At 64.8% G+C, this 18,814-nt stretch carries 14 protein-coding genes and 2 pseudogenes; 13 read left to right on the top strand and 3 right to left on the bottom strand.

Annotation, left to right across the window (positions count from 1 at the left end):
* Positions 1 to 128 precede the first annotated feature (128 nt).
* The 11 genes and pseudogenes from NW75_RS10465 (at position 129) to NW75_RS10430 (ending at position 14,761) form a co-directional block, all read left to right on the top strand.
* Positions 129 to 827, top strand: coding sequence for a FecR family protein (locus NW75_RS10465; RefSeq protein ID WP_033965151.1), 699 nt, complete (start codon positions 129 to 131; stop codon positions 825 to 827).
* A 101-nt stretch (positions 828 to 928) separates the two neighbouring features.
* The gene (locus tag NW75_RS10460) at positions 929 to 4,144 is read left to right on the top strand and encodes a TonB-dependent receptor (RefSeq protein ID WP_081988726.1); all 3,216 of its coding nucleotides are present in this window, start codon (positions 929 to 931) and stop codon (positions 4,142 to 4,144) included.
* Between the two features lie 5 nt (positions 4,145 to 4,149).
* Positions 4,150 to 5,940, top strand: a complete 1,791-nt coding sequence (locus NW75_RS10455; protein WP_197057788.1) for an ABC transporter ATP-binding protein/permease — start codon at positions 4,150 to 4,152, stop codon at positions 5,938 to 5,940.
* Positions 5,937 to 6,260, top strand: coding sequence for a thioredoxin family protein (locus NW75_RS10450; RefSeq protein WP_033965147.1), 324 nt, complete (start codon positions 5,937 to 5,939; stop codon positions 6,258 to 6,260). Before NW75_RS10455 ends, NW75_RS10450 begins: the two co-directional genes overlap by 4 nt.
* Positions 6,257 to 6,382 carry a hypothetical protein gene (locus tag NW75_RS27335; protein WP_269430312.1) on the top strand — a complete coding sequence of 42 codons (126 nt, stop codon included), beginning with the start codon at positions 6,257 to 6,259 and terminating at the stop codon, positions 6,380 to 6,382. Before NW75_RS10450 ends, NW75_RS27335 begins: the two co-directional genes overlap by 4 nt.
* Positions 6,379 to 7,653: a hypothetical protein gene (locus tag NW75_RS25140; protein WP_197057787.1), complete on the top strand. Its 1,275-nt coding sequence runs from the start codon at positions 6,379 to 6,381 to the stop codon at positions 7,651 to 7,653. Before NW75_RS27335 ends, NW75_RS25140 begins: the two co-directional genes overlap by 4 nt.
* A 351-nt stretch (positions 7,654 to 8,004) precedes the next feature.
* On the top strand, positions 8,005 to 8,799 hold the full coding sequence (locus NW75_RS25135) for an alpha/beta hydrolase family protein (protein WP_197057786.1): 795 nt from the start codon (positions 8,005 to 8,007) through the stop codon (positions 8,797 to 8,799).
* A complete protein-coding gene (locus tag NW75_RS10440; RefSeq protein ID WP_033965145.1) occupies positions 8,796 to 9,851 on the top strand; it encodes a PLP-dependent cysteine synthase family protein in 1,056 nt (351 codons plus the stop codon). Before NW75_RS25135 ends, NW75_RS10440 begins: the two co-directional genes overlap by 4 nt.
* 170 nt (positions 9,852 to 10,021) lie before the next feature.
* The gene (locus NW75_RS27330; protein WP_269430311.1) at positions 10,022 to 11,185 is read left to right on the top strand and encodes a beta-L-arabinofuranosidase domain-containing protein; all 1,164 of its coding nucleotides are present in this window, start codon (positions 10,022 to 10,024) and stop codon (positions 11,183 to 11,185) included.
* Positions 11,106 to 11,993, top strand: coding sequence for a beta-L-arabinofuranosidase domain-containing protein (locus tag NW75_RS27325; RefSeq protein ID WP_269430309.1), 888 nt, complete (start codon positions 11,106 to 11,108; stop codon positions 11,991 to 11,993). Before NW75_RS27330 ends, NW75_RS27325 begins: the two co-directional genes overlap by 80 nt.
* Positions 11,994 to 12,284: 291 nt before the next feature.
* Positions 12,285 to 14,761, top strand: a pseudogene (locus NW75_RS10430) (TonB-dependent receptor plug domain-containing protein).
* Between the two features lie 80 nt (positions 14,762 to 14,841).
* On the opposite strand, the gene NW75_RS10425 reads toward NW75_RS10430, so the two are convergent.
* From NW75_RS10425 to NW75_RS10415, 3 genes are read right to left on the bottom strand one after another with little or no spacing between them, the layout of a single operon-like run.
* A complete protein-coding gene (locus NW75_RS10425; RefSeq protein ID WP_033965143.1) occupies positions 14,842 to 15,039 on the bottom strand; it encodes a hypothetical protein in 198 nt (65 codons plus the stop codon).
* 37 nt (positions 15,040 to 15,076) lie between these two features.
* Positions 15,077 to 15,538 carry a MarR family winged helix-turn-helix transcriptional regulator gene (locus tag NW75_RS10420; RefSeq protein WP_033965141.1) on the bottom strand — a complete coding sequence of 154 codons (462 nt, stop codon included), beginning with the start codon at positions 15,536 to 15,538 and terminating at the stop codon, positions 15,077 to 15,079.
* Between the two features lie 17 nt (positions 15,539 to 15,555).
* On the bottom strand, positions 15,556 to 15,981 hold the full coding sequence (locus NW75_RS10415; protein ID WP_033965139.1) for an Ohr family peroxiredoxin: 426 nt from the start codon (positions 15,979 to 15,981) through the stop codon (positions 15,556 to 15,558).
* 148 nt (positions 15,982 to 16,129) lie between these two features.
* On the opposite strand from NW75_RS10415, the gene NW75_RS10410 reads away from it, so the two are divergent.
* A complete protein-coding gene (locus NW75_RS10410) occupies positions 16,130 to 16,774 on the top strand; it encodes a DsbA family oxidoreductase (RefSeq protein ID WP_033965137.1) in 645 nt (214 codons plus the stop codon).
* Between the two features lie 174 nt (positions 16,775 to 16,948).
* Positions 16,949 to 18,591: pseudogene (locus NW75_RS10405) on the top strand (glycoside hydrolase family 43 protein).
* Positions 18,592 to 18,814: the final 223 nt, after the last annotated feature.

The raw sequence follows: 18,814 nt of genomic DNA, 5'->3' as shown, positions 1-18,814 counted from the left end.
CCCGAGCTGCTGGCTTTGCGGCAGGAGACGATCGCTGGTCTTGTCGTGTCACCGCCGACCCGCAGGCGCTGGCCAGTAGCGGTCGGGGCGGCCGGGGCGACGATTGCCGCTGGCATCGCCATCGCGATATGGTTCTCCTTCCCGCCGCACGTCGCGCCGTCGCCCGACCCGCCCAGGTCGCCGCCGCCGCGCCGCCGCGATACGGGACCGGTATCGGCCAGCGGCTGTCCGTCACGATGCCGGACGGATCAACCGCTACCCTCAACACCAATACGCGGCTGCAGGTCGCGTATGACGCGCACGCGCGCCGCCTGGTCCTGGAACGCGGGCAGGCCGTGTTCCATGTTGCCAAAGGCCAGGCGCTCCCGTTTGAGGTCGTCGCCGGGGGCCGGACGATAACCGCGCACGGCACGGTTTTCGATGTCCGGCTCGACAGGGACGCCGTTGCCGTCGCTCTGTTCGAGGGCAAAGTGAGCGTGAGCGGCGGCCCCGGCGGCAGGGAGAACGCCCTGCTTCCCAACCAAATGCTCACCGCGTCGGCAGCGGGCACGCGCGTGACGCCGATCCGCTCGACCGAGCAACTGACAAGCTGGCAAAACGGCATGATCGTGTTCGATGACGAGCCGCTCTCCGTGGCCGTGGCCGAGATCAACCGCTACGTGCGCCGCCCGCTCGTCATCGGGGACGCCGGGCTATCGTCGCTGCGCATCAGCGGGGCCTTTCAGTCGGGCGACACCAAGGCGTTCGTCGAGGCGATGCAGCTCTACTTCCCCGTCCAGGCCGACGAGCGCGATCCGGCGCGGATCATACTTAAGACAAAGCCGTGACCAACTTTTTGCAATTTTCTTACGATTTCTGATTCGGGTTCGTTCGGATCTGGCGTCTCACGCTGCATGGGCTTCTGCGAAGCCGTTCAGGGGACAATGTGATGACGAACGGGAATCGGGTAAAGCGAGTGAACACGCGGGCGCACCGGATGGCGATGGCGCTTGCCGGCAGTGCCGCTCCGATGCTGCTGATTGCCCTGCCCGCTCCCGGCCACGCGCAACAGGCCACGGCTCGGTTCGACATCGACGCGCAGTCGCTCTCCTCGGCGCTGAGCGTGTTCGCACGGCAGAGTGGCCGCCAATTGCTCTACACGCCCGATCTGACGCAGGGCCGCCGCGCCCCCGCGCTGCACGAAACCCTGCCGCCCGAGCTCGCGCTCTCGCGGCTGCTGCGATCGTCGGGGCTGACCTTTCGGCAAACCCCTTCGGGCGCGTTCCTGTTGATCGCACCGCGCGACCGGGGCGGACGCACCCACACCACGTCCAGCCAGCGCGCACCCAACAACGGCGCGCCCGGAGATCCAGCGCCACCGCTGACCCGCGCCGATCTGCCCTCGGCGGCAGCCCCCGACATCGTTGTCGTCGGCGGCTCGCTCAACACCGATATTCGTCGCAGCGAAAACGGTGCCCGGCCCTATGTGGTGTTCAGTCGGCAAACGATCAAGCAGTCGGGCGCGCAGAACCTCGACGACTTCTTGCGTCAGCGCCTTACGGCCGCAACCAGCGGGGCAAGCGCGTCGCAACTCGGCGGACGCACGGGCAATGCCAGCTCGATCAACCTGCGCGGCCTCGGTGCCGACGAAACCCTGATCCTCGTCGATGGTCGGCGCCTTGCCGGCTTCTCCGTCGCCGGGTCGCTCGCCCAGCCCGACATCAACGGCATCCCACTCAGTTCGGTCGAACGGATCGAGGTCTTGCCGACGAGCGCATCGGGCATTTACGGCGGCGGCGCGACGGGCGGCGTCATCAACATCATTCTGCGGCGCGATTATCAGGGGCTGGAAGCCAAGGCCACCTATGACGGCACGTTCGATGGCGGCGGCGCGCGCAAGCGCATCGATCTGAGCGGCGGCTTCCCGCTCGAAGGCGGCAAGACGCGGGTGATGCTGTCGGGCGCGTGGTCGCAGAGCGATCCCTTGCTCAACGGCCAACGCGACTATGCGAGCAAGGGCCGCGCACTCACCGCCGCGCGCAACCCCGCTTTCTATTATGGCAGCCCGGACGTGATACCCGTGGGTGCCACCACCAACATCGTCGGCTACGATCCCGACACGGGATTGCCCGCCAACCTCGTGCTCAAATCGGGACAGGCGCTTAATTCGCCCTATGCGCATGTTGCTACCGGGGCGACCGGAGCGGTTGGCTCGGGGCTGGTCGCGGGCAGCTATTCGCTCGCGACGCCCGATACTGCGGTCGCGGATGGCAATCGCCATTCGCTGCTCAACGCGTCGCAAGTGCTATCCGGCATGGTCAGCGCGCGCCGCGAGTTTACCGCCAGGCTTTCGGGCTTCGTCGAGTTCGCCGCCTCGCGCAACCGCAGCCAATTCCTCACCACGCAGGCCAATTCGGTGTTCCAGCTTGCCGCGAGCGATCCCGGCAATCCTTTCCTGCAGGCGATCCAGGTGGCGGTGCCCGCTGTTGGGGCCGATCAGGAACTGCGTACCGAGATCCAGAATTACCGGGTCGCGGGCGGCTTCACGTGGAAGCTCGGCACGGATTGGTCGCTCGGTGCGGACTATACGTGGAATCGCTCGCGCTATCAGGCGACCTTGCCGAGCTACATGGACACCGATGCCGCGCAGGCGGCGATCAGTAGCGGTGCGCTCTCGATTTTTGCCGATCCCGCTACGAGCAATCTCGATTTCAGCCAATTCCTCTATGGTCGCGCGACGCTGACTCCTGCCGCGACGACGTTGCAGGATGCGGTCGTGCGGGCCTCCGGGCCCTTGCCGGTGACCCTCTGGGGCGGCGCGGTGCGGATTTCGGGCTCGCTGGAACACCGCGTCGAAAGCTATGGCGGCTCGCGCTTCAGCGGCACCGGTAGCAACGGCGTCCGTTCGGCGATCGCGTACCAGCCGCAGCGCCAGATCGTCAGCAGCGGCTATGCCGAGCTGGTATTGCCGGTGGTTTCGCCCGGCAACCACGTACCCGGTATCCATTTGCTCGAAGTGCAAATCGCCGCGCGCCATGATGAATATCGGACGCGCGGATCCCGCCAGATCGCGATCGCCGACGACGGCACTCCGCTTGAAGACGGCGAGCGGACCTCCAGCAGCTTTGGATCGACCAACCCGACCGTGGCGCTACGCTACCAGCCGACCCAGGACCTGACCTTGCGCGGCAGCTACGCAACGGGCTTCCTGCCGCCGACCGTCACCCAGATCGTGCCGAGTCAGTCGCCGCTTACGCTACCCGGCTATTTTCTGAGCTTCCTGCGCGATCCGCGCCGCGGCGGCGAGCCGGTCGGCGCGACCGGCACCGATTTCACCTTGAGCTATACCGGCTCGGGCACATTGCGGCCCGAACGATCGACCAGTTGGTCGGCAGGCGCGATCCTTACCCCGCGGTTCGTGCCCAATCTGCGCCTCTCGGTCGATTGGAGCCGGATCAGCAAGCGCGACAATATCGCCTCGCTCGCGACCTTGTCCTCGCGCGACTTTACTTTCGAGGGAACCGTGCCAGGCCTTATCAAGCGGGGGCCGGTGGCACCGGGGGACCCTTACGGCGTCGGGCCGGTGACGGGGATCGACCTTGGCCTGTTCAACGTATCGCGGCTCAAGGTCGAGGCGCTCGATTTCGCGCTCGATTACAGCCTGGTCACCAAGCGGATCGGCACCTTCAACCTCACCGCCAACGCCACCCGCGTCCTGTCGCTGGCGGCGCAGGTCACGCCCGGGTCACCGTGGATCGAATATGTCGGAACCGGCAGCGCCGCAAATGTCGGCGGCGCGAACGATGGCGGCGCGCTCAAGTGGAAAGGCACGGCCACGCTCGGCTGGCAAATCAACCCGGATCTGACGGCAAGCTGGACGGCGCGGTATTTCGGCCCCTACTTCTTCGACGAGACCCACGACGTTCAGGCCAATCAGGGCAGCGACCATATCGGCAGCCAGATCTTCAACGATCTGTTCGCGTCGTATCGCTTCGCGCTGTTCGGCACCAACAAGTCGACCCGAATCGAGGGGGGCGCGCGCAACATCTTCAACGCATCCCCCCGCGTCGACGTGATCGGCACTGGCTTCAATCCGTCAGGCTATAGCTATTTCGCCGATCCGCGCGGGCCCTCTTATTACCTTACCATCCGACAGAATTTCTGATGGCCATGTCGATGCGGAGGGGCCGGCAGCCGGGCGTGCTGCCGGAAGCGGCCAGCTATGGCCTGTGGAACGACATCCGGTTCGCCGCCCGGCTGATCGCGCGATATTGGTCGGGCAGCGACCGGATCTGGGCATGGGGCGTCGGCGGGTCGCTTGCCGCGCTGGTCGGCGGCGCGGTCTATGCGGCGGTGCTGCTCAACAGCGCCAACCGCACCTTTTACGACGCGCTGACCAACCGCAACCCCGATGCCTTTCTGATCCAGTCCTTTGTCCTGGCAGGTGTCCTGGCGCTGGTGACGGCGGTCGCCATTCTCCGTGATTTCCTGCGGCAATTGCTGGAAATCCGCTGGCGCAGCAGCCTGGTCGAGCGCTACCTTGATCGCTGGCTGCGCGACGACGATTACCACCGGCTGGAGTTGTGCGGCGCGATCGAGAACCCCGATCAGCGTATTCAGGAAGATGTGACGCTGGCGGTCCGCGCCACCATCAAGCTCGTCATTGAGGGCACGACCAGCGCAGCGATGCTGGTCAGCTTCGGTCTGTTGCTGTGGCGGCAAAGCGAACCATGGCATGTCGATCTTGGTGCGGCGCACTTCACAGTCGTCGCCCCGTTCGTGTGGCTCGGTCTTGCTTATGCACTCGTCGGCGCGTGCGTGACGCATCTCAGCGGCCGTGCGCTTACGCGTACCAACGTCCGGCAACAGCGTTTCGAGGCCGATTTTCGCCACGCACTGATCCGCGTGCGCGACCATTCCGAGGCAATCGCATTGTACAACGGCGGCAGCGCCGAGCGCGTGCGGCTCGGCACCGCATTTGACCGGGTACGGCACAATTGGCACCGCATCATGGGCTTTACGCTGCGGGTCAATCTCGTCAGCGGGCTCTATATTCAGGCGATCGGCGTGCTGCCGACCTTCCTCAGCGCGCCGCGTTACTTCGCCGGTCGGATGAGTTTCGGCGGACTGATGCAGATCGGCATGACGTTCGCGCAATTCGTCATGCAGCTCTCCTGGTTCACCAACAGCTATGCCGAAATCGCCGAATGGCGTTCCTATATCGAGCGTCTGCATCGGCTGGAGGACATGCTGGCAGCGCCGCTGCCGCATGGTGCCGAACGGCGCTCCGGCGGGGCGGATTTCGTGGCGCGCGACCTGCGCCTGATGCGACCCGACGGCGAGCCACTTGCGATGGTGCCCGATTTGCACATCGCGCCCGGCGCGCGCGTGCTGGTGCGCGGCCGCTCCGGACTGGGCAAGAGCACGTTGTTGCGCAGCCTCGCCGGACTGTGGCCGTGGTCGACGGGAGAGATCGTGGTGCCGGGGGATGCACGCGTCCTGTTTCTACCGCAGCGCGGCTACCTGCCGGAAGGGTCGCTTGCGGCGGCGCTCGTTTATCCAGCGCAGCCTTCGGACGTGCTGCGTGCATCGATGCAGCGCGTGCTTCGCGACACGCAGCTTGGCGACCTTGTCGATCGTCTCGATGAAGTTCGCGATTGGGCGCGATCGCTGTCGCCGGGTGAACAGCAGCGTCTGGCGGTCGCGCGTGCGCTGCTCCAAGCACCCGATTTCCTCTTTCTGGATGAGGCGACCAGCGCCCTCGACCCTTCGCTGGAGCGGCTGCTCTACGAACTGATCTCCGATCGTCTGCCTGGCGCGGCGATCGTCAGCGTCGCGCACCGCGAAGCGGTCGCGCGCTATCACGATTTTGTGCTCGATTTCACGCCGGGCGAAGATGGCGTTGTGCGTCTCCAGCTCGCGCCGCTCGGCACCTCCCCTTCAACACAGGACGAATTATGACAGACTTGCGCGACGATGAGGACTTTGCCGCTTTGCTCGCGGCGGCGGGGGACGTGCCGGTGGTCATCGATTTTTGGGCACCATGGTGCGTGCCCTGCAAGACGATGACGCCGCTGGCCGAAGCGCTCGCCGCCGACTTCGCTGAAAGCACGCACTTCGTGAAGGTCGATATCGATGCCGCACCCGAGCTTGCCGCTCGCTTTGGCGTGCGCGGCGTGCCGACCTTCCTACGACTGGAAAACGGTAGCGAAACCGCCCGGCTGACGGGCCTCACCACCCGAACCCGGCTGGCCGCCTTGTTCGAAGGCGACGCAGCATGACCGACCACGCGATCACCCCCGCCATCACGCTGCTGGCACGCTTCGCCAAGCGTGAAGATGCACAGGCCGAATGGCAGGCGGCCGCGACGGACGGCGCGACCGACACCGGCTGGCGTCGATGATGGTGCTGTGGGCACTTCAACAAGTCGATCCCGACGGCACGTGCGAAACCGGGCTCGCGGTCGCCACACTTCATCAGCGGCTGCTGGCTGGCGATCCGCCACCCCGCGCCGAATGGTCCAGAGTGCGGCGCGCGGCGCTCGCAGCGACCGACCGAGCTCCGCGCGGCGAACGTGTCGTATATGAAATGGCTGAAGCCGCCGCCTGGGATCCCTCAGGCGCATCAACCGTGCTGAGCGATACCTTGCTGCCGTGGCTGATCCACGTCTCCACCAACGCGATGGCAGCCTGCGGCTGGACCGGTGCCGACAGCGACGCCATCGGCCCCTTTGTCGCGCGCGCACTGGAAGAGGATGCCGAGGCGGATCCGTATCGCCTCGTCCGGGCCGAAGCCCCCGAGCTCTTCGCCCGGATGGAAGCGGCCGGTGCCGCAGACGCCCGCGAAATCCGCCGCGTCGCTGAGGCGACCCTCGCCGCGCTGTTGGACGCAACGCTTTCGCTCCCGGCCGACGTGCCGTTGATTCCGCGCGTCGACCTGTTCGGCAACCCCGATCGTTACGGCGCGCAGATCGATCCCACCGGCACCATGCTTGCCTGGATCGCGCCAGCGGGCAATGTGAACAATATTTGGGCGGCCCCACGCGACGATCTCGCGGCCGCCTATTGCCTCACGCGCGACGACAAGCGCGGCATCCATTCGTTTGTCTGGGCCTATGACGGCGCAACGATCCTGTATGTGCAAGACGCCGATGGCGACGAGAACTGGCATGTCCACGCCGTCACTCTCGATCGCGCAACCCGGGACCTGACTCCGTTCCCCGGCGCGCAAGCGTCGATCGCAGGCCTCAGTCGCGATGTTCCCACGATCATCGCCGTGCAGATCAACGCGCGCGACCCGCGCTTCCACGACATTTACCACATCGATCTCGCCAGCGGCGCGGCAACCCTGATCGAACAAAATCCGGGCTTCGGCGGCTTCGTTCTCGACTCCCGCTTGCTGCCGCAACTCGCGATCGCACCTCGCGCCGATGGCGGCCAGGACGTTTTTGCGCCGCGGCACTGCGGACTGGGAGCTATGGTTCGGCTTCGATCCGGACGATGCCCGCGCCTCCCGCATCGCAGGCCTTTCGCGCGATGGCGCAACGGTGTTCGTGATCGACAGTCGCGACCGCGACACCGCCGCACTTGTCGCGCTGCCGCTCGCGGGTGGACCGGCACGGATGCTCGCGGAACAACCCGATGCCGACATCGAAGGCTATCTTTCCGACAGTGAAACCGATTGGCCGATTGCCGTGGGCTATACCCGGGCGCGCAACACGCTCGCGCCGATCGGTGAAACGGTCCGCATCGACCTCGAACGGCTCGTCGCCGCCGATCTCGGCGAATTCGTGATTACCAGCCGCAGTCTGGACGATCGCCGGTGGACGATCCAGGCCGATCGCGACGATGTTCCCTCCGCCTCGTGGTTGTTCGATCGCGACGACGGCACACTGACTCGCCTGTTCTCGGCCCGGCCATGGATCGAGCATGTCCCGCTCGCCCGCACCACTGCGGTGACCATTCGCGCGCGCGATGGCCTCGATCTGATCAGCTACCTCACGCTCCGGTGGACCGGCAACCCGACATGCGCCTTCCGCTCGTCCTGCTGGTCCACGGAGGCCCCTGGGCGCGCGACCGGTTCGGTTACGACAATGAGCGCCAGTGGCTTGCGAACCGCGGCTATGCGGTGCTCGCCGTCAACTTCCGCGGCTCGACCGGTTTCGGCAAGGCGTTCCTCGCGGCGGCACGAGGGGAATGGGGCGCGAAGATGGACGACGATCTTATCGATGCAGTCGAATGGGCCGTCGCAAGCGGCGTCGCCGATCCAGCGCGCATCGCCATCATGGGCGGAAGCTATGGCGGCTATGCCGTGCTGTCCGGCATGACTCGCTCGCCCCACGTCTATGCGTGTGGCGTCGATGTTGTCGGCCCGTCCAGCCTGGAAACGCTGATGGCATCGATCCCGCCTTATTGGGAGGCGCAACGCGTCATGCTGTATCGCGCGGTCGGCGACCCCCGAACCGAAGCGGGCGCAGCGCTGCTCCGCGAGCGGTCGCCGCTCCATCGCGCCGATCGCATCGCGCGCCCGCTGCTGATCGGCCAGGGTGCCAACGATCCGCGCGTGCTCCAGTCGGAAGCCGATCAGATGGTTGCTGCGCTGCACGCCAACGCCGTTCCCGTCACCTATGTCCTGTATCCCGACGAAGGCCATGGCTTCGTGCGCCCCGCCAACCGTCTGTCGTTCAACGCGGTGGTCGAGGCATTTCTCGCACGCCATCTCGGCGGTCGTTTTCAGCCGGTTTCACCGGGTGAGTTCGACGGCACGACCATGGAGGTTCGCGAAGACAGTGGCGGCGTCGCGACGATGCCGGTCGCATGACGAGAGCGCGCGACTGGTGCGGGACGGCGGTGCGAACGATCGAAACCGAGCTTAACCGTTCCGCCGACACCCACCTGATCCGCCTCGAGCCGAAGGGCGCGCCGGGCATTTTCCTGTACCTTAAGGACGAATCGACCCATCCGACCGGCAGCCTGAAACACCGGCTGGCGCGCTCGCTGTTCCTCTACGCGCTGTGCAACGGCTGGATCGGGCCGGATACCACGATCGTCGAGGCGTCGAGCGGGTCGACCGCCGTGTCCGAGGCCTATTTCGCGCGGATGATCGGCCTTCCGTTCATCGCGGTACTGCCACGCGGCACTTCGCCCGAAAAACTCGCCGCCATCGCGCTTCATGGCGGCCACTGCCATGAAGTCGACGATCCGCGTTCGGTGCGCGCGACCGCCCAACGACTCGCACGCGAAAGCGGCGGGCACTTTATGGACCAGTTCACCTATGCCGAACGCGCGACCGATTGGCGCGGCAACAACAATATCGCCCAGTCGATCTTCGAACAGATGGCGCAGGAGCCGCATCCGGCCCCCGACTATATCGTCTGCGGCGCGGGGACTGGCGGCACTTCCGCGACGATCGGCCGCTTCCTGCGTTATCGTCGGTTGCCGACGCAATTGTGCGTCGCCGACCCCGAGCACTCGGTCTTCCATCGCCATTATGCCGACCGCGCGGTGACCACCGTCAGCGGGGTACCGTCCTGTGTCGAAGGGATCGGCAGGCTGCAACTCGAGCCCTCCTTCCTGCCCGATGTGATCGACCGCATGATCGCGGTGCCCGATGACGCCAGCATGGCGGGCGCGCTCAGCATCAGCCGCGTGATCGGCAAGTCCTGCGGCGTCTCCACCGGCACCAACATTTGGGCTTGCGCCACGCTGATCCGCGAGATGCGCGCCCAGCGCCGTACCGGCGCGATCGTCACCCTGCTCTGCGACGACGGGCGGCGCTATGCGTCGACCTGTTTCGACGCCGCCTGGCGGACGGCGCAAGGGCTTGAAGTGGCGGCGCTTCAGCGACAACTCGACGACATTTTCGAAAGTTGACCGAGAAGATACGTCCTTCGACGCGCGATCAAGCCGCAGTTCGATCGCGCAACATCCGCAGGATGTCGGCCTGCCATGCCGAGTTGTGTTCCGACCCGATTGATGGGACATCCCATCTTTGTTTGTAGCACAACAGCTTGCCCAGCGAAGCATAGACCGAGGAAAAGGCATTGACGAAATCGGCTTACTGTACCGGCCATTCGCGGCGCGACGTCCTTACATCCGCGGCAAAGACCGCGATCGCCGCCGGCATCGTGCCGATGAGCGTTGCGTCGGCCGGTGCCGCCGCCGCGACGCAGCCGGTCCCTGAGGCTGCGGGCACGGTGCAGCCATTCGATATCGCCCAAGTCGAACTTGGCGACGGCCCCTTTCTGCATGCCCAGAAAATGACCGAAGCGTATCTCCTGCGCCTTCAACCCGATCGGATGCTGCACAATTTCCGCGTCAATGCCGGGCTGCCCCCCAAGGCACCCGTTTATGGCGGATGGGAATCCGAGCCGATCTGGGCGGACATCAATTGCCATGGTCATACGCTTGGTCACTATCTGTCCGCCTGCGCGCTGGCATGGCGATCGACGCGCGACCCGCGATACAAACAGCGCGTTGCCTATATCGCCGACGAACTGGCCGCATGTCAGAAGGCATCGGGTACCGGCCTGGTCTGCGCCTTTCCAAAAGGGCCCGCGCTACTGGCCGCCCATTTGCGCGGCGAGCAGATCACTGGCGTGCCGTGGTACACTCTGCACAAGGTCTTTGCGGGCCTGCGCGACGGTGCGCTGCTGGCGGAGAGCGACACGGCGCGGACGGTGCTGATCGGCCTTGCAGATTGGGCGGTGATCGCGACGCGGCCCTTGTCCGACGCGCAGTTCGAGGCAATGCTCGACACCGAGCATGGCGGCATGAACGAGGTGCTCGCCGATCTGTACCTCATGACCGGCAACGCGGAGTATCGCACCCTATCGCAGCGCTTCTCGCACAAAGCGATCCTGACCCCGCTTGCGGCGGGGCACGATCAGCTTGATGGCCTTCATGCGAACACGCAGATTCCAAAGATCGTCGGCTTCGAGCGCGTCTATGAGGCGACCGGAGACTCCCGTTATCACGATGCCGCGGTGTTCTTCTGGAAAGCGGTGGCGCTGACTCGGTCCTTTGCCACCGGCGGCCACGGCGACAACGAACATTTCTTCCCGATGGCGGAGTTCGACAAGCACGTTTTTTTCCGCCAAGGGTTCGGAAACCTGCGGCCAGCACAACATGCTCAAACTGACGCGGGCGCTCTTCCTGCAGGATCCGCAAGTGGCCTATGCCGACTATTACGAGCGCACCCTCTATAACGGCATTCTCGCGTCACAGGATCCCGACACCGGCATGGCCACCTACTTTCAGGGTGAGCGTCCGGGCTATATGAAACTGTATCACACGCCCGAAAACTCCTTCTGGTGCTGCACCGGCACCGGCATGGAAAATCACGTCAAATACCGGGATTCGATCTACTTTCACGACGATCGCTCGATCTATGTAAACTTGTTCATCCCCTCGACCGTGCACTGGATCGAACAAGGCGCGGTGCTGACGCAGACAACGGCCTTTCCGGAAACACCGTCGACCACGCTCAGCTGGACTTTGAAGCAGCCGACGGCGCTGACGTTGAAATTGCGCCACCCGCGCTGGAGCCCGACGGCGGTGGTCCTCGTCAACGGAAACGAGGTTCTGCGCTCCAATACCGCCGGGCACTATATCGAGCTCGCGCGCGTCTGGCGCGACGGTGATCGGGTCGAGTTGCGCCTGGCCATGCATCTCGGGATCGACCGGGCCCCGGCCGCGCCCGACATCGTTGCCCTCACCTATGGCCCGCTGGTGCTGGCCGGGGCACTGGGCCGCGAGCACCTCGAGCCCGGATCGGACCTCGTCGTCAACGAACGCAAATATGGCGACTATAACGACGCGGCTTTCGCACCGCCGACGCTCGCGGGGAATCCGGAGACGCTGCCACAAACGATCCGTGCCACCGCCAAGCCTCTTGAGTTCACGATCCCCGCTGCCGACCAGCAACCGCTACGACTGGTCCCCTATTACCGGATCGCGCACGAGCGGTACGCGACCTATTGGAAGCTGGGGTCAAACGACAACCAACCTGTGTAGAAGGCGGAGTCGTGCGCCGGGCTGCCGGCTAACGCAGGCCCCTTCGTTCGAGGCGCGACGATCGAGGCCTCCGGGTGCAGTGCCCGAGATCCGGTCGCCGCGCCGTTGCGGTCGCGCCGCCCCCGCCCCTGCCGCCGCAGAAGCAATTCTTGGCCGCGCTAAGGGTTTCGCAGCATTGTAATCCCAGGCGATGCGGAGGATTTCCAAGGTACCCGCGCTGCCAGCCGCGCGCCGCCCCGGCCTTTCTGGCCAACAAAACAAGAAACGTGATTTCGCAAAGGGACTTTGTACATGATCAACCTCCGCCCGAGCCTCGCCGTCGCCGTGTCCGCGCTGGCGCTGAGCTATGCCGGTGCCGCCAGCGCGCAGAGCGTTCCCGCCAACGCCGGCGAAGCAACCGCCCCGGAACCCGCCGCCAACCAGGACATCGTGGTGACGGGCACGCGCACGACGGGCCGCTCGCGGTTGAACAGCATCGCGCCGATCGACGTGTTGAGCGCCGCCAACCTGCAGCATCAGGGCACGACCGAACTCGCCGCCTCGCTCGCGGCGATCGTTCCGTCGATCGACTTTCCTCGCTCCTCCGCCGTTGACGGGACCGATTCGATCCGTCCGGCAACGCTGCGCGGCTGTCGCCGGATCAGACGCTCGTTCTCATCAACGGCGTAAGGGCGCACACTTCGGCGCTGCTCAACACCAACGGCTCGGTCGGGCGCGGCTCAGCGTCAGTCGATCTGAACACGATCCCGTCGGTGGCGCTGGACCGCATCGAAGTGCTCCGCGACGGGGCCGCTGCCCAATATGGCTCGGATGCGATCGCGGGCGTCGTCAACCTGCGGTTGCGCGAAGCGCGCACGGGTGGCGGAGCGTCCGTCACCTACGGGCAATATATCACCGACGTGACCACCGCGCGCGGCGCGCGCAGCGAGCATGACGGCAAGACGGTGACCGCGTCGGGATGGCAGGGCATTGCACTCGGCGAGGACGGTTTCCTCACCATTTCGGGCGAATATCTCAACCGCGGTGCCACCAGCCGTGGCGACTTCGATCCGCGCAAGACCCCGCTGACCGTGCGGTCGCGCTTCGGCGACCCGGCGGTCGAGCAATTTACCGGCTATGTGAATGCTGCGGCACCGCTCGGCGACACCGGCTGGACGCTCTATGGCTTTGGCGGATACCAGCATCGCGACAGCACCAGCGCGGCGACCCCGCGCATCAATGGCGGCACCGACGCCAATGCCAATGCCGCGGCGCTCGCCACGCTCTATCCCGATGGCTTCACGCCGCTGATCGCGGTCGAATCGAACGATCTGACCGAGACGGCGGGCATTCGCGGGGAATTGTCGGGCTGGAAGGTCGATTTCAACGTGTCCTATGGACGGAACCAGCTCAACTTCAACACGCGCAATTCAGGCAACGCCACCTATGGCGCGAATTCGCAGAAGAACTTCTACGACGGCAAGCTGACCTATGACCAACTGGTCGGCGGGATCGACGTCTCGCGTGAGCAACCGCTCGGACAAGGCACGATCAACATCGCCTGGGGCGTGGAATATCGCCGCGAGAGCTTCCAGATCGGCGCTGGCGAGCCGACGTCCTACAATCGCGCGCCTGGTGCTGCATCCACATTGGCCGGCGGTGCGCAGGGCTTTCCCGGCTTCCAGCCGTCGAACGTGATCGACAAGCATCGCGACAACGTCTCGGGCTATCTCGACCTCGAAGCCAAGCCGACCGACAAATTGACGCTCGGTGCCGCGGTGCGCGGCGAGAGCTATTCGGACTTTGGCGAGACCGCGACGGGCAAGCTCAGCGCACGCTATGACTTCGCGCCCTGGTTCGCCATTCGCGGCACCGCCTCGACCGGATTCCGCGCGCCCTCGCTGCAACAGCAATATTTCACCTCGACCGCATCGGTGCTGGGCACCGGTGGCGCGGTGGTGGAAACCGGCCTGTTCCCCTCGACCAGCGCGGTCGGCGTGGCACTTGGCGGACAACCGCTGCGCGCCGAGAAATCGCGCAACCTGTCAGCGGGTTTTGTGCTGCGTTCGGGCGGGTTCGATCTCTCGGTCGATGCCTATCAGATCAAGCAGCGCGACCAGATTGCCCTGTCGGAAAATCTGAGCGGCACTGTCGTTGCGGCGCTGCTCGCGCCGTATAATGTTTCCGCCGGGCGTTTCCTGCTCAACGGCATTCGCTCGACCACCAAGGGCATCGATATCGTCGCGCATTATCGCAAGGCGACTCCGGCAGCCGGCACCTTCGACCTGACGGCTGCTGCCAATTTCAACGATATCAAGCTGACCAGCTTCCCGGGCAACACCACGATCACCGCGCTCGTAAACGGCGTTTCGACGAGTTCGACCCAGGCGCTGTTCACCCGCCAACGCATCATTTCGTTCGAACAGGGCACGCCGCGCGAAAAGGTGGTCGGCACGATCGACTGGTCGCTCGAGAAAATCGGTATCACCGGCCGCGCGTCTTATTACGGTGACGTGACCCAACCGAGCAGCGGCAACGGGTTGGCGGCGAATGACATTCACAGCGGCCGCCACACGATTTTCGATCTCGAGGCACGCTATCAACTGGTGAGGAACGTCAACGTCGCGGTCGGCGCGAACAACCTGCTCGACACCTATCCCGATTATGTGAAGCTCACCTCATCGGTCGGCACCACGTTGAACAGCACCGGGTTGGTGGCATTCCCGTATTACTCGCCGTTCGGCTTCAACGGCCGCTACGTCTACGCGCGTATCGGCCTGAGCTGGTAACATCGTGCAGGATTCGGGGGGCGGTCGCTTGGTGGCCGGCTCCCCGATCCGGCGTGCGCAGCAGCGGCGTATCGTCGCCCTCAGCCATCGTGGAGGTCGAGGAACGCCACCACGTCATTTTCGGTCGCACACCACAGACCCGCCTGCACCTCTTCGGGCTGTTGGCTGGCGAGCAGCATCGCCTCGGCTAGCGGACCATAGAACAAGGTCTGCGCAACCGCGTCGTTCTCGTCGAGATAATAGAGCCGCACGGTGGCGGTGGAGGAAGTCGTGCGCATCGCGGTGTCCTGCGACGGCGCGTCGCATTACGCAATATCAACTCGGCGACACGGTCGCCTCAGCCGTCGCAAGCACCGCGACCAGATGCTGTACGCTGGCGCGCAAATCGATCAGTTCGTCGGGCGACAAAGAAAGACCGCTCGCCAAGGTTTGCGGCACATCGCGTGCTTGCTGGCGGAGAGCCCGGCCTTGCTCGGTGAGGGCGACCAGAACGCGTCGTTCATCGGCCGTGTCGCGCTTCCGGGTCACCAACCCGGCCGCCTCCATCCGCTTGAGCAACGGTGTCAGCGTCCCGCTGTCGAGATGCAGTTGCTCGCCGAGCGCGCCGACGCTTTGCGGGGCCTGCTCCCACAAGACCAGCATCACCAGATATTGCGGATAGGTCAGCCCGAGCTTGGCCAACACCGGGCGGTACAGTCGGCCGAACAGGTTGGAGGCGGCATAAAGCGGGAAGCACACCTGCCGGTCGAGCCGCAGGAAATCGTCGTCTTCGCCCATTGCCGCCTCCTCCTCCGTCACTTGGTCGCGACGGTGATCTTGACGTCGATATTGCCCTTTACCGCGTTGGAATAGGGGCAGACGGCATGCGCGGCCGCGACGATCGCCTCGGCGCTGGCCTGGTCAAGCCCGGTGATCGTCACATCGAGCGCGACCGACAGCACGAAGCCACCCGACGCGTTGGGCGACAGACCAACGTCGGCGACCACGACAATGTCGTCATCCTTGACCTTCTCGGCCTTGCCCCGCGTGACGTGGATCACGGCATTTTCAAAGCAGGCGGCGTAGCCGGCGGCGAACAATTGCTCGGGATTGGTCGCCCCGCCCTTGCCACCGAGCGACGTCGGCAGTGCGAGTTGGAGGTCAAGCAGGCCATCCTCGCTACGAATGGTGCCGCTGCGGCCGCCAATAGCGGTTACCTTCGTGCTGTAGAGCGTGCTCATCGTCGTCTCCTTGCTAAACTGTGGAATGTCGAACGCGTTTTATATTGTGTACAATTTAATTGAATGCAAGTGATATTCTGATGGTGTATTTTTCCGGCGGAGTTCCCACATCGCGTTTCGACACTCCTCCAGCCGCAGATGGTGCCGCATGCCAAAGCCGATGAAGATCGATTTCGTTTCCGACGTTTCGTGCCCGTGGTGCATCATCGGGCTGCGCGGGCTTGAGGAGGCTCTTGCGCGGACGGGCGATCTGATCGACGCCGACATCACGTTCCAGCCATTTGAACTCAATCCGCAAATGGGCAAGGACGGCCAGAATATCGGCGAGCATATCGCCGAGAAATATGGCTCAACGCCCGAACAGTCCGCCGCCAACCGCGCGATGATCCGCAAGCGTGCCGCCGATCTGGGCTTCACGATGCAGATGAGCGACACCAGCCGGATCTACAACACGTTCGATGCGCACCGGCTGCTCCACTGGGCGGAGATCCAAGGGAAGCAGGCGGCCTTGAAACGCGCGCTCTTCGACGCCTATTTCACCGATCAGCAGGACCCGTCCGACCACGCCGTGCTGGTCGCCGTCGCCGAGAAGGTGGGGTTAGATCCGGCGCGCGCCGCTGAAATTCTCACCAGCGACCTGTATGCCCCAGAGGTTCGCGCCGCCGAGCAACTCTGGCTCTCGCGCGGAATCCATTCGGTGCCCGCAATCGTCATCAACGATCAGTACCTCATTTCGGGGGGACAGCCCCCCGAAGCGTTCGAGCAGGCGTTGCGCGAGATCGCCGCCGCGTGAACCTGCCCTCCTCGCATGGGCGTATCGATGTATCGATGCTGACCGGAAAAACGACATCCCGCTAATTGTCTGAGTTGTTCTTTGATGTATGGTCCGGCTCACGGGCAGGTCTGGTAGCGATGGTCAAGCATCGGCCACCTGAGGCGGGAGAGTCGAATGAAGCAGCGATCGTCCATGCGGTGCCGAGGGCCGATCGCTGTCCTGCTGATGACATGGGCTGGTGCAGCCCATGCCGACCCCGCGCGGTTCGAGGACTTTAGCTATCAGGGGCGCTCACAGGAGCAGGTCGCGAAAGGCGTGGGCCAGTATATCAACCCCATCTTGTCCGGCTATTATCCCGATCCTTCGGTAATCCGCGTCGGCGATGATTATTTTCTGGTCAACTCGTCCTTCTCGCACTTCCCGGGGCTGCCGATCTTCCGGTCGAAGGACCTGGTCAGCTGGACGCAGATCGGCAATGCGATCGATCGACCCGAGCAGCTTGATTTTACCGGGCGCACGGTTTCGCAAAGCGTGTTCGCGCCCGATATCTCCTACCACGACGGCGTCTTCTACATCGTCAATACGTGCGTGCAGTGTGGCGGCAATTTCGTCATCACCGCGAAAAATCCGGCAGGTCCATGGTCGAACCCGGTGTGGCTACCCTTCGAAGGGATCGATCCGTCCATCTTCTGGGACGGCGACAAGGCGTATATCGTCAACAACGGTGCCCCCGACGAAACGCCACGCTACGAAGGCCATCGCGCGATCTGGATGCAGGCGTTCGACTGGCGGACGCTGAAGCTCGTCGGGCCGCGAACGCAGATCGTCAATGGCGGGGTCGACCTGTCCAAAAAGCCCATTTGGATCGAAGGTCCGCACCTCCTGAAACGCGACGGTCGCTATTATCTGATCGCCGCCGAGGGCGGGACGAGCGACAACCATTCGGAGGTCGTCTTCCGCGCCGATTCCGTTGACGGCCCCTATGTGCCCTTTCCGGGCAATCCGATTCTCACCCAGCGTACGCTCGACCCCAGCCGCGCCAATCCGGTGACATCGGCGGGCCATGCAAAGTTCGTCCAGACGCAGAACGGAGAGTGGTGGGCGACCTTCCTCGCGACGCGTCCCTATAAAGACGGACTCTACAATATCGGGCGCGAGACCTTTCTCCTCCCCGTCACCTGGCGCGACGGCTGGCCACAGATCTTGCCCGCCGGAACCGCGATCCCGTTCGCCGCGCAGCGCGAAGCTGCCCAGGCAACCCGCACCGGCGCTGCCAATCAGCGGCGACTTTGGCTATGTCGACACCTTCCAGGGTCCGCGCCTCGGCCCGCAATGGATCGGCATACGCACGCCAAAACATCCGGTCTATCGGCTGGAGCGCGGTGCACTTGTCCTTGAACGCGGTGCCGCGCTGGGAGACGCTTCGGGCGCGCCCGCCTTTATCGGGCGACGGCAGCAGCACCCAATTGCAACCGTCTCGACCACCCTGCGCTATTCCCCCCGACGCCGATGGCGACGGGGCTGGGCTCGCCGCGGTGCAAAATGATCGGTCGTACCTCGTGTTCGGCATCACCCGAATCGCAGGCAAGGCGATGATCGCGCTCTACACGCGCGACAACGCCGATACCGACACGCTCGTCGCCTCGGCCCCCGTCACCGCAGCCGACCCGGTGACGCTGACCATCCGCGCTGACGGCGGGACAATGGCGTTCGACTATCGTGTGGGCGGCCAGCAGCAAACGCTCAAGGCCGGACTCGACGACAGCTTCCTCAGCACCAAGCGCGCGGGGGGCTTCGTCGGCACCGTGATCGGCCCTTATGCTTGGAACCATTGATCATGCGACCGGTGCTGCGTCGCGCGGCGCGCCACGAAAACGTCAGGAGAGCGGCAATGATTCGATCGGTCACGCACCCATGACCCAGCCCTTTACCCGCCGCGAAACACTCGCGCTCGCCGGACTCGGTGTTATCGGACTGGCGCTGCCAGCCCCCCGCCTCTGCCGCGCGAACCGCAGCGGTCGGATCGCTCGCGGCAGCGGCGGCGCGCACCGGACGGCG

Origin of the sequence: Sphingomonas sp. Ant H11, from assembly GCF_000797515.1 — a bacterium.
In the GTDB taxonomy this organism is placed as follows: Bacteria; Pseudomonadota; Alphaproteobacteria; order Sphingomonadales; family Sphingomonadaceae; genus Sphingomonas.
The sequence above is the reverse complement of the archived record's forward strand: the minus strand, read 5'-3'. Positions and strand labels throughout refer to the sequence as shown.

What these genes read in the sequence shown, in the direction of transcription:
- NW75_RS10410 (WP_033965137.1), top strand. Translation starts at nt 16,130, where the DNA reads ATGCCAAAGCCGATGAAGATCGATTTCGTTTCCGACGTTTCGTGCCCG.
- NW75_RS25140 (WP_197057787.1), top strand. Translation starts at nt 6,379, where the DNA reads ATGATGGTGCTGTGGGCACTTCAACAAGTCGATCCCGACGGCACGTGC.
- NW75_RS10440 (WP_033965145.1), top strand. Translation starts at nt 8,796, where the DNA reads ATGACGAGAGCGCGCGACTGGTGCGGGACGGCGGTGCGAACGATCGAA.
- NW75_RS10420 (WP_033965141.1), bottom strand. Translation starts at nt 15,538, where the DNA reads ATGGGCGAAGACGACGATTTCCTGCGGCTCGACCGGCAGGTGTGCTTC.
- NW75_RS10450 (WP_033965147.1), top strand. Translation starts at nt 5,937, where the DNA reads ATGACAGACTTGCGCGACGATGAGGACTTTGCCGCTTTGCTCGCGGCG.
- NW75_RS10465 (WP_033965151.1), top strand. Translation starts at nt 129, where the DNA reads ATGGTTCTCCTTCCCGCCGCACGTCGCGCCGTCGCCCGACCCGCCCAG.
- NW75_RS10455 (WP_197057788.1), top strand. Translation starts at nt 4,150, where the DNA reads ATGTCGATGCGGAGGGGCCGGCAGCCGGGCGTGCTGCCGGAAGCGGCC.
- NW75_RS27335 (WP_269430312.1), top strand. Translation starts at nt 6,257, where the DNA reads ATGACCGACCACGCGATCACCCCCGCCATCACGCTGCTGGCACGCTTC.
- NW75_RS10425 (WP_033965143.1), bottom strand. Translation starts at nt 15,039, where the DNA reads ATGCGCACGACTTCCTCCACCGCCACCGTGCGGCTCTATTATCTCGAC.
- NW75_RS27325 (WP_269430309.1), top strand. Translation starts at nt 11,106, where the DNA reads ATGCTCAAACTGACGCGGGCGCTCTTCCTGCAGGATCCGCAAGTGGCC.
- NW75_RS25135 (WP_197057786.1), top strand. Translation starts at nt 8,005, where the DNA reads ATGCGCCTTCCGCTCGTCCTGCTGGTCCACGGAGGCCCCTGGGCGCGC.
- NW75_RS10415 (WP_033965139.1), bottom strand. Translation starts at nt 15,981, where the DNA reads ATGAGCACGCTCTACAGCACGAAGGTAACCGCTATTGGCGGCCGCAGC.
- NW75_RS10460 (WP_081988726.1), top strand. Translation starts at nt 929, where the DNA reads ATGACGAACGGGAATCGGGTAAAGCGAGTGAACACGCGGGCGCACCGG.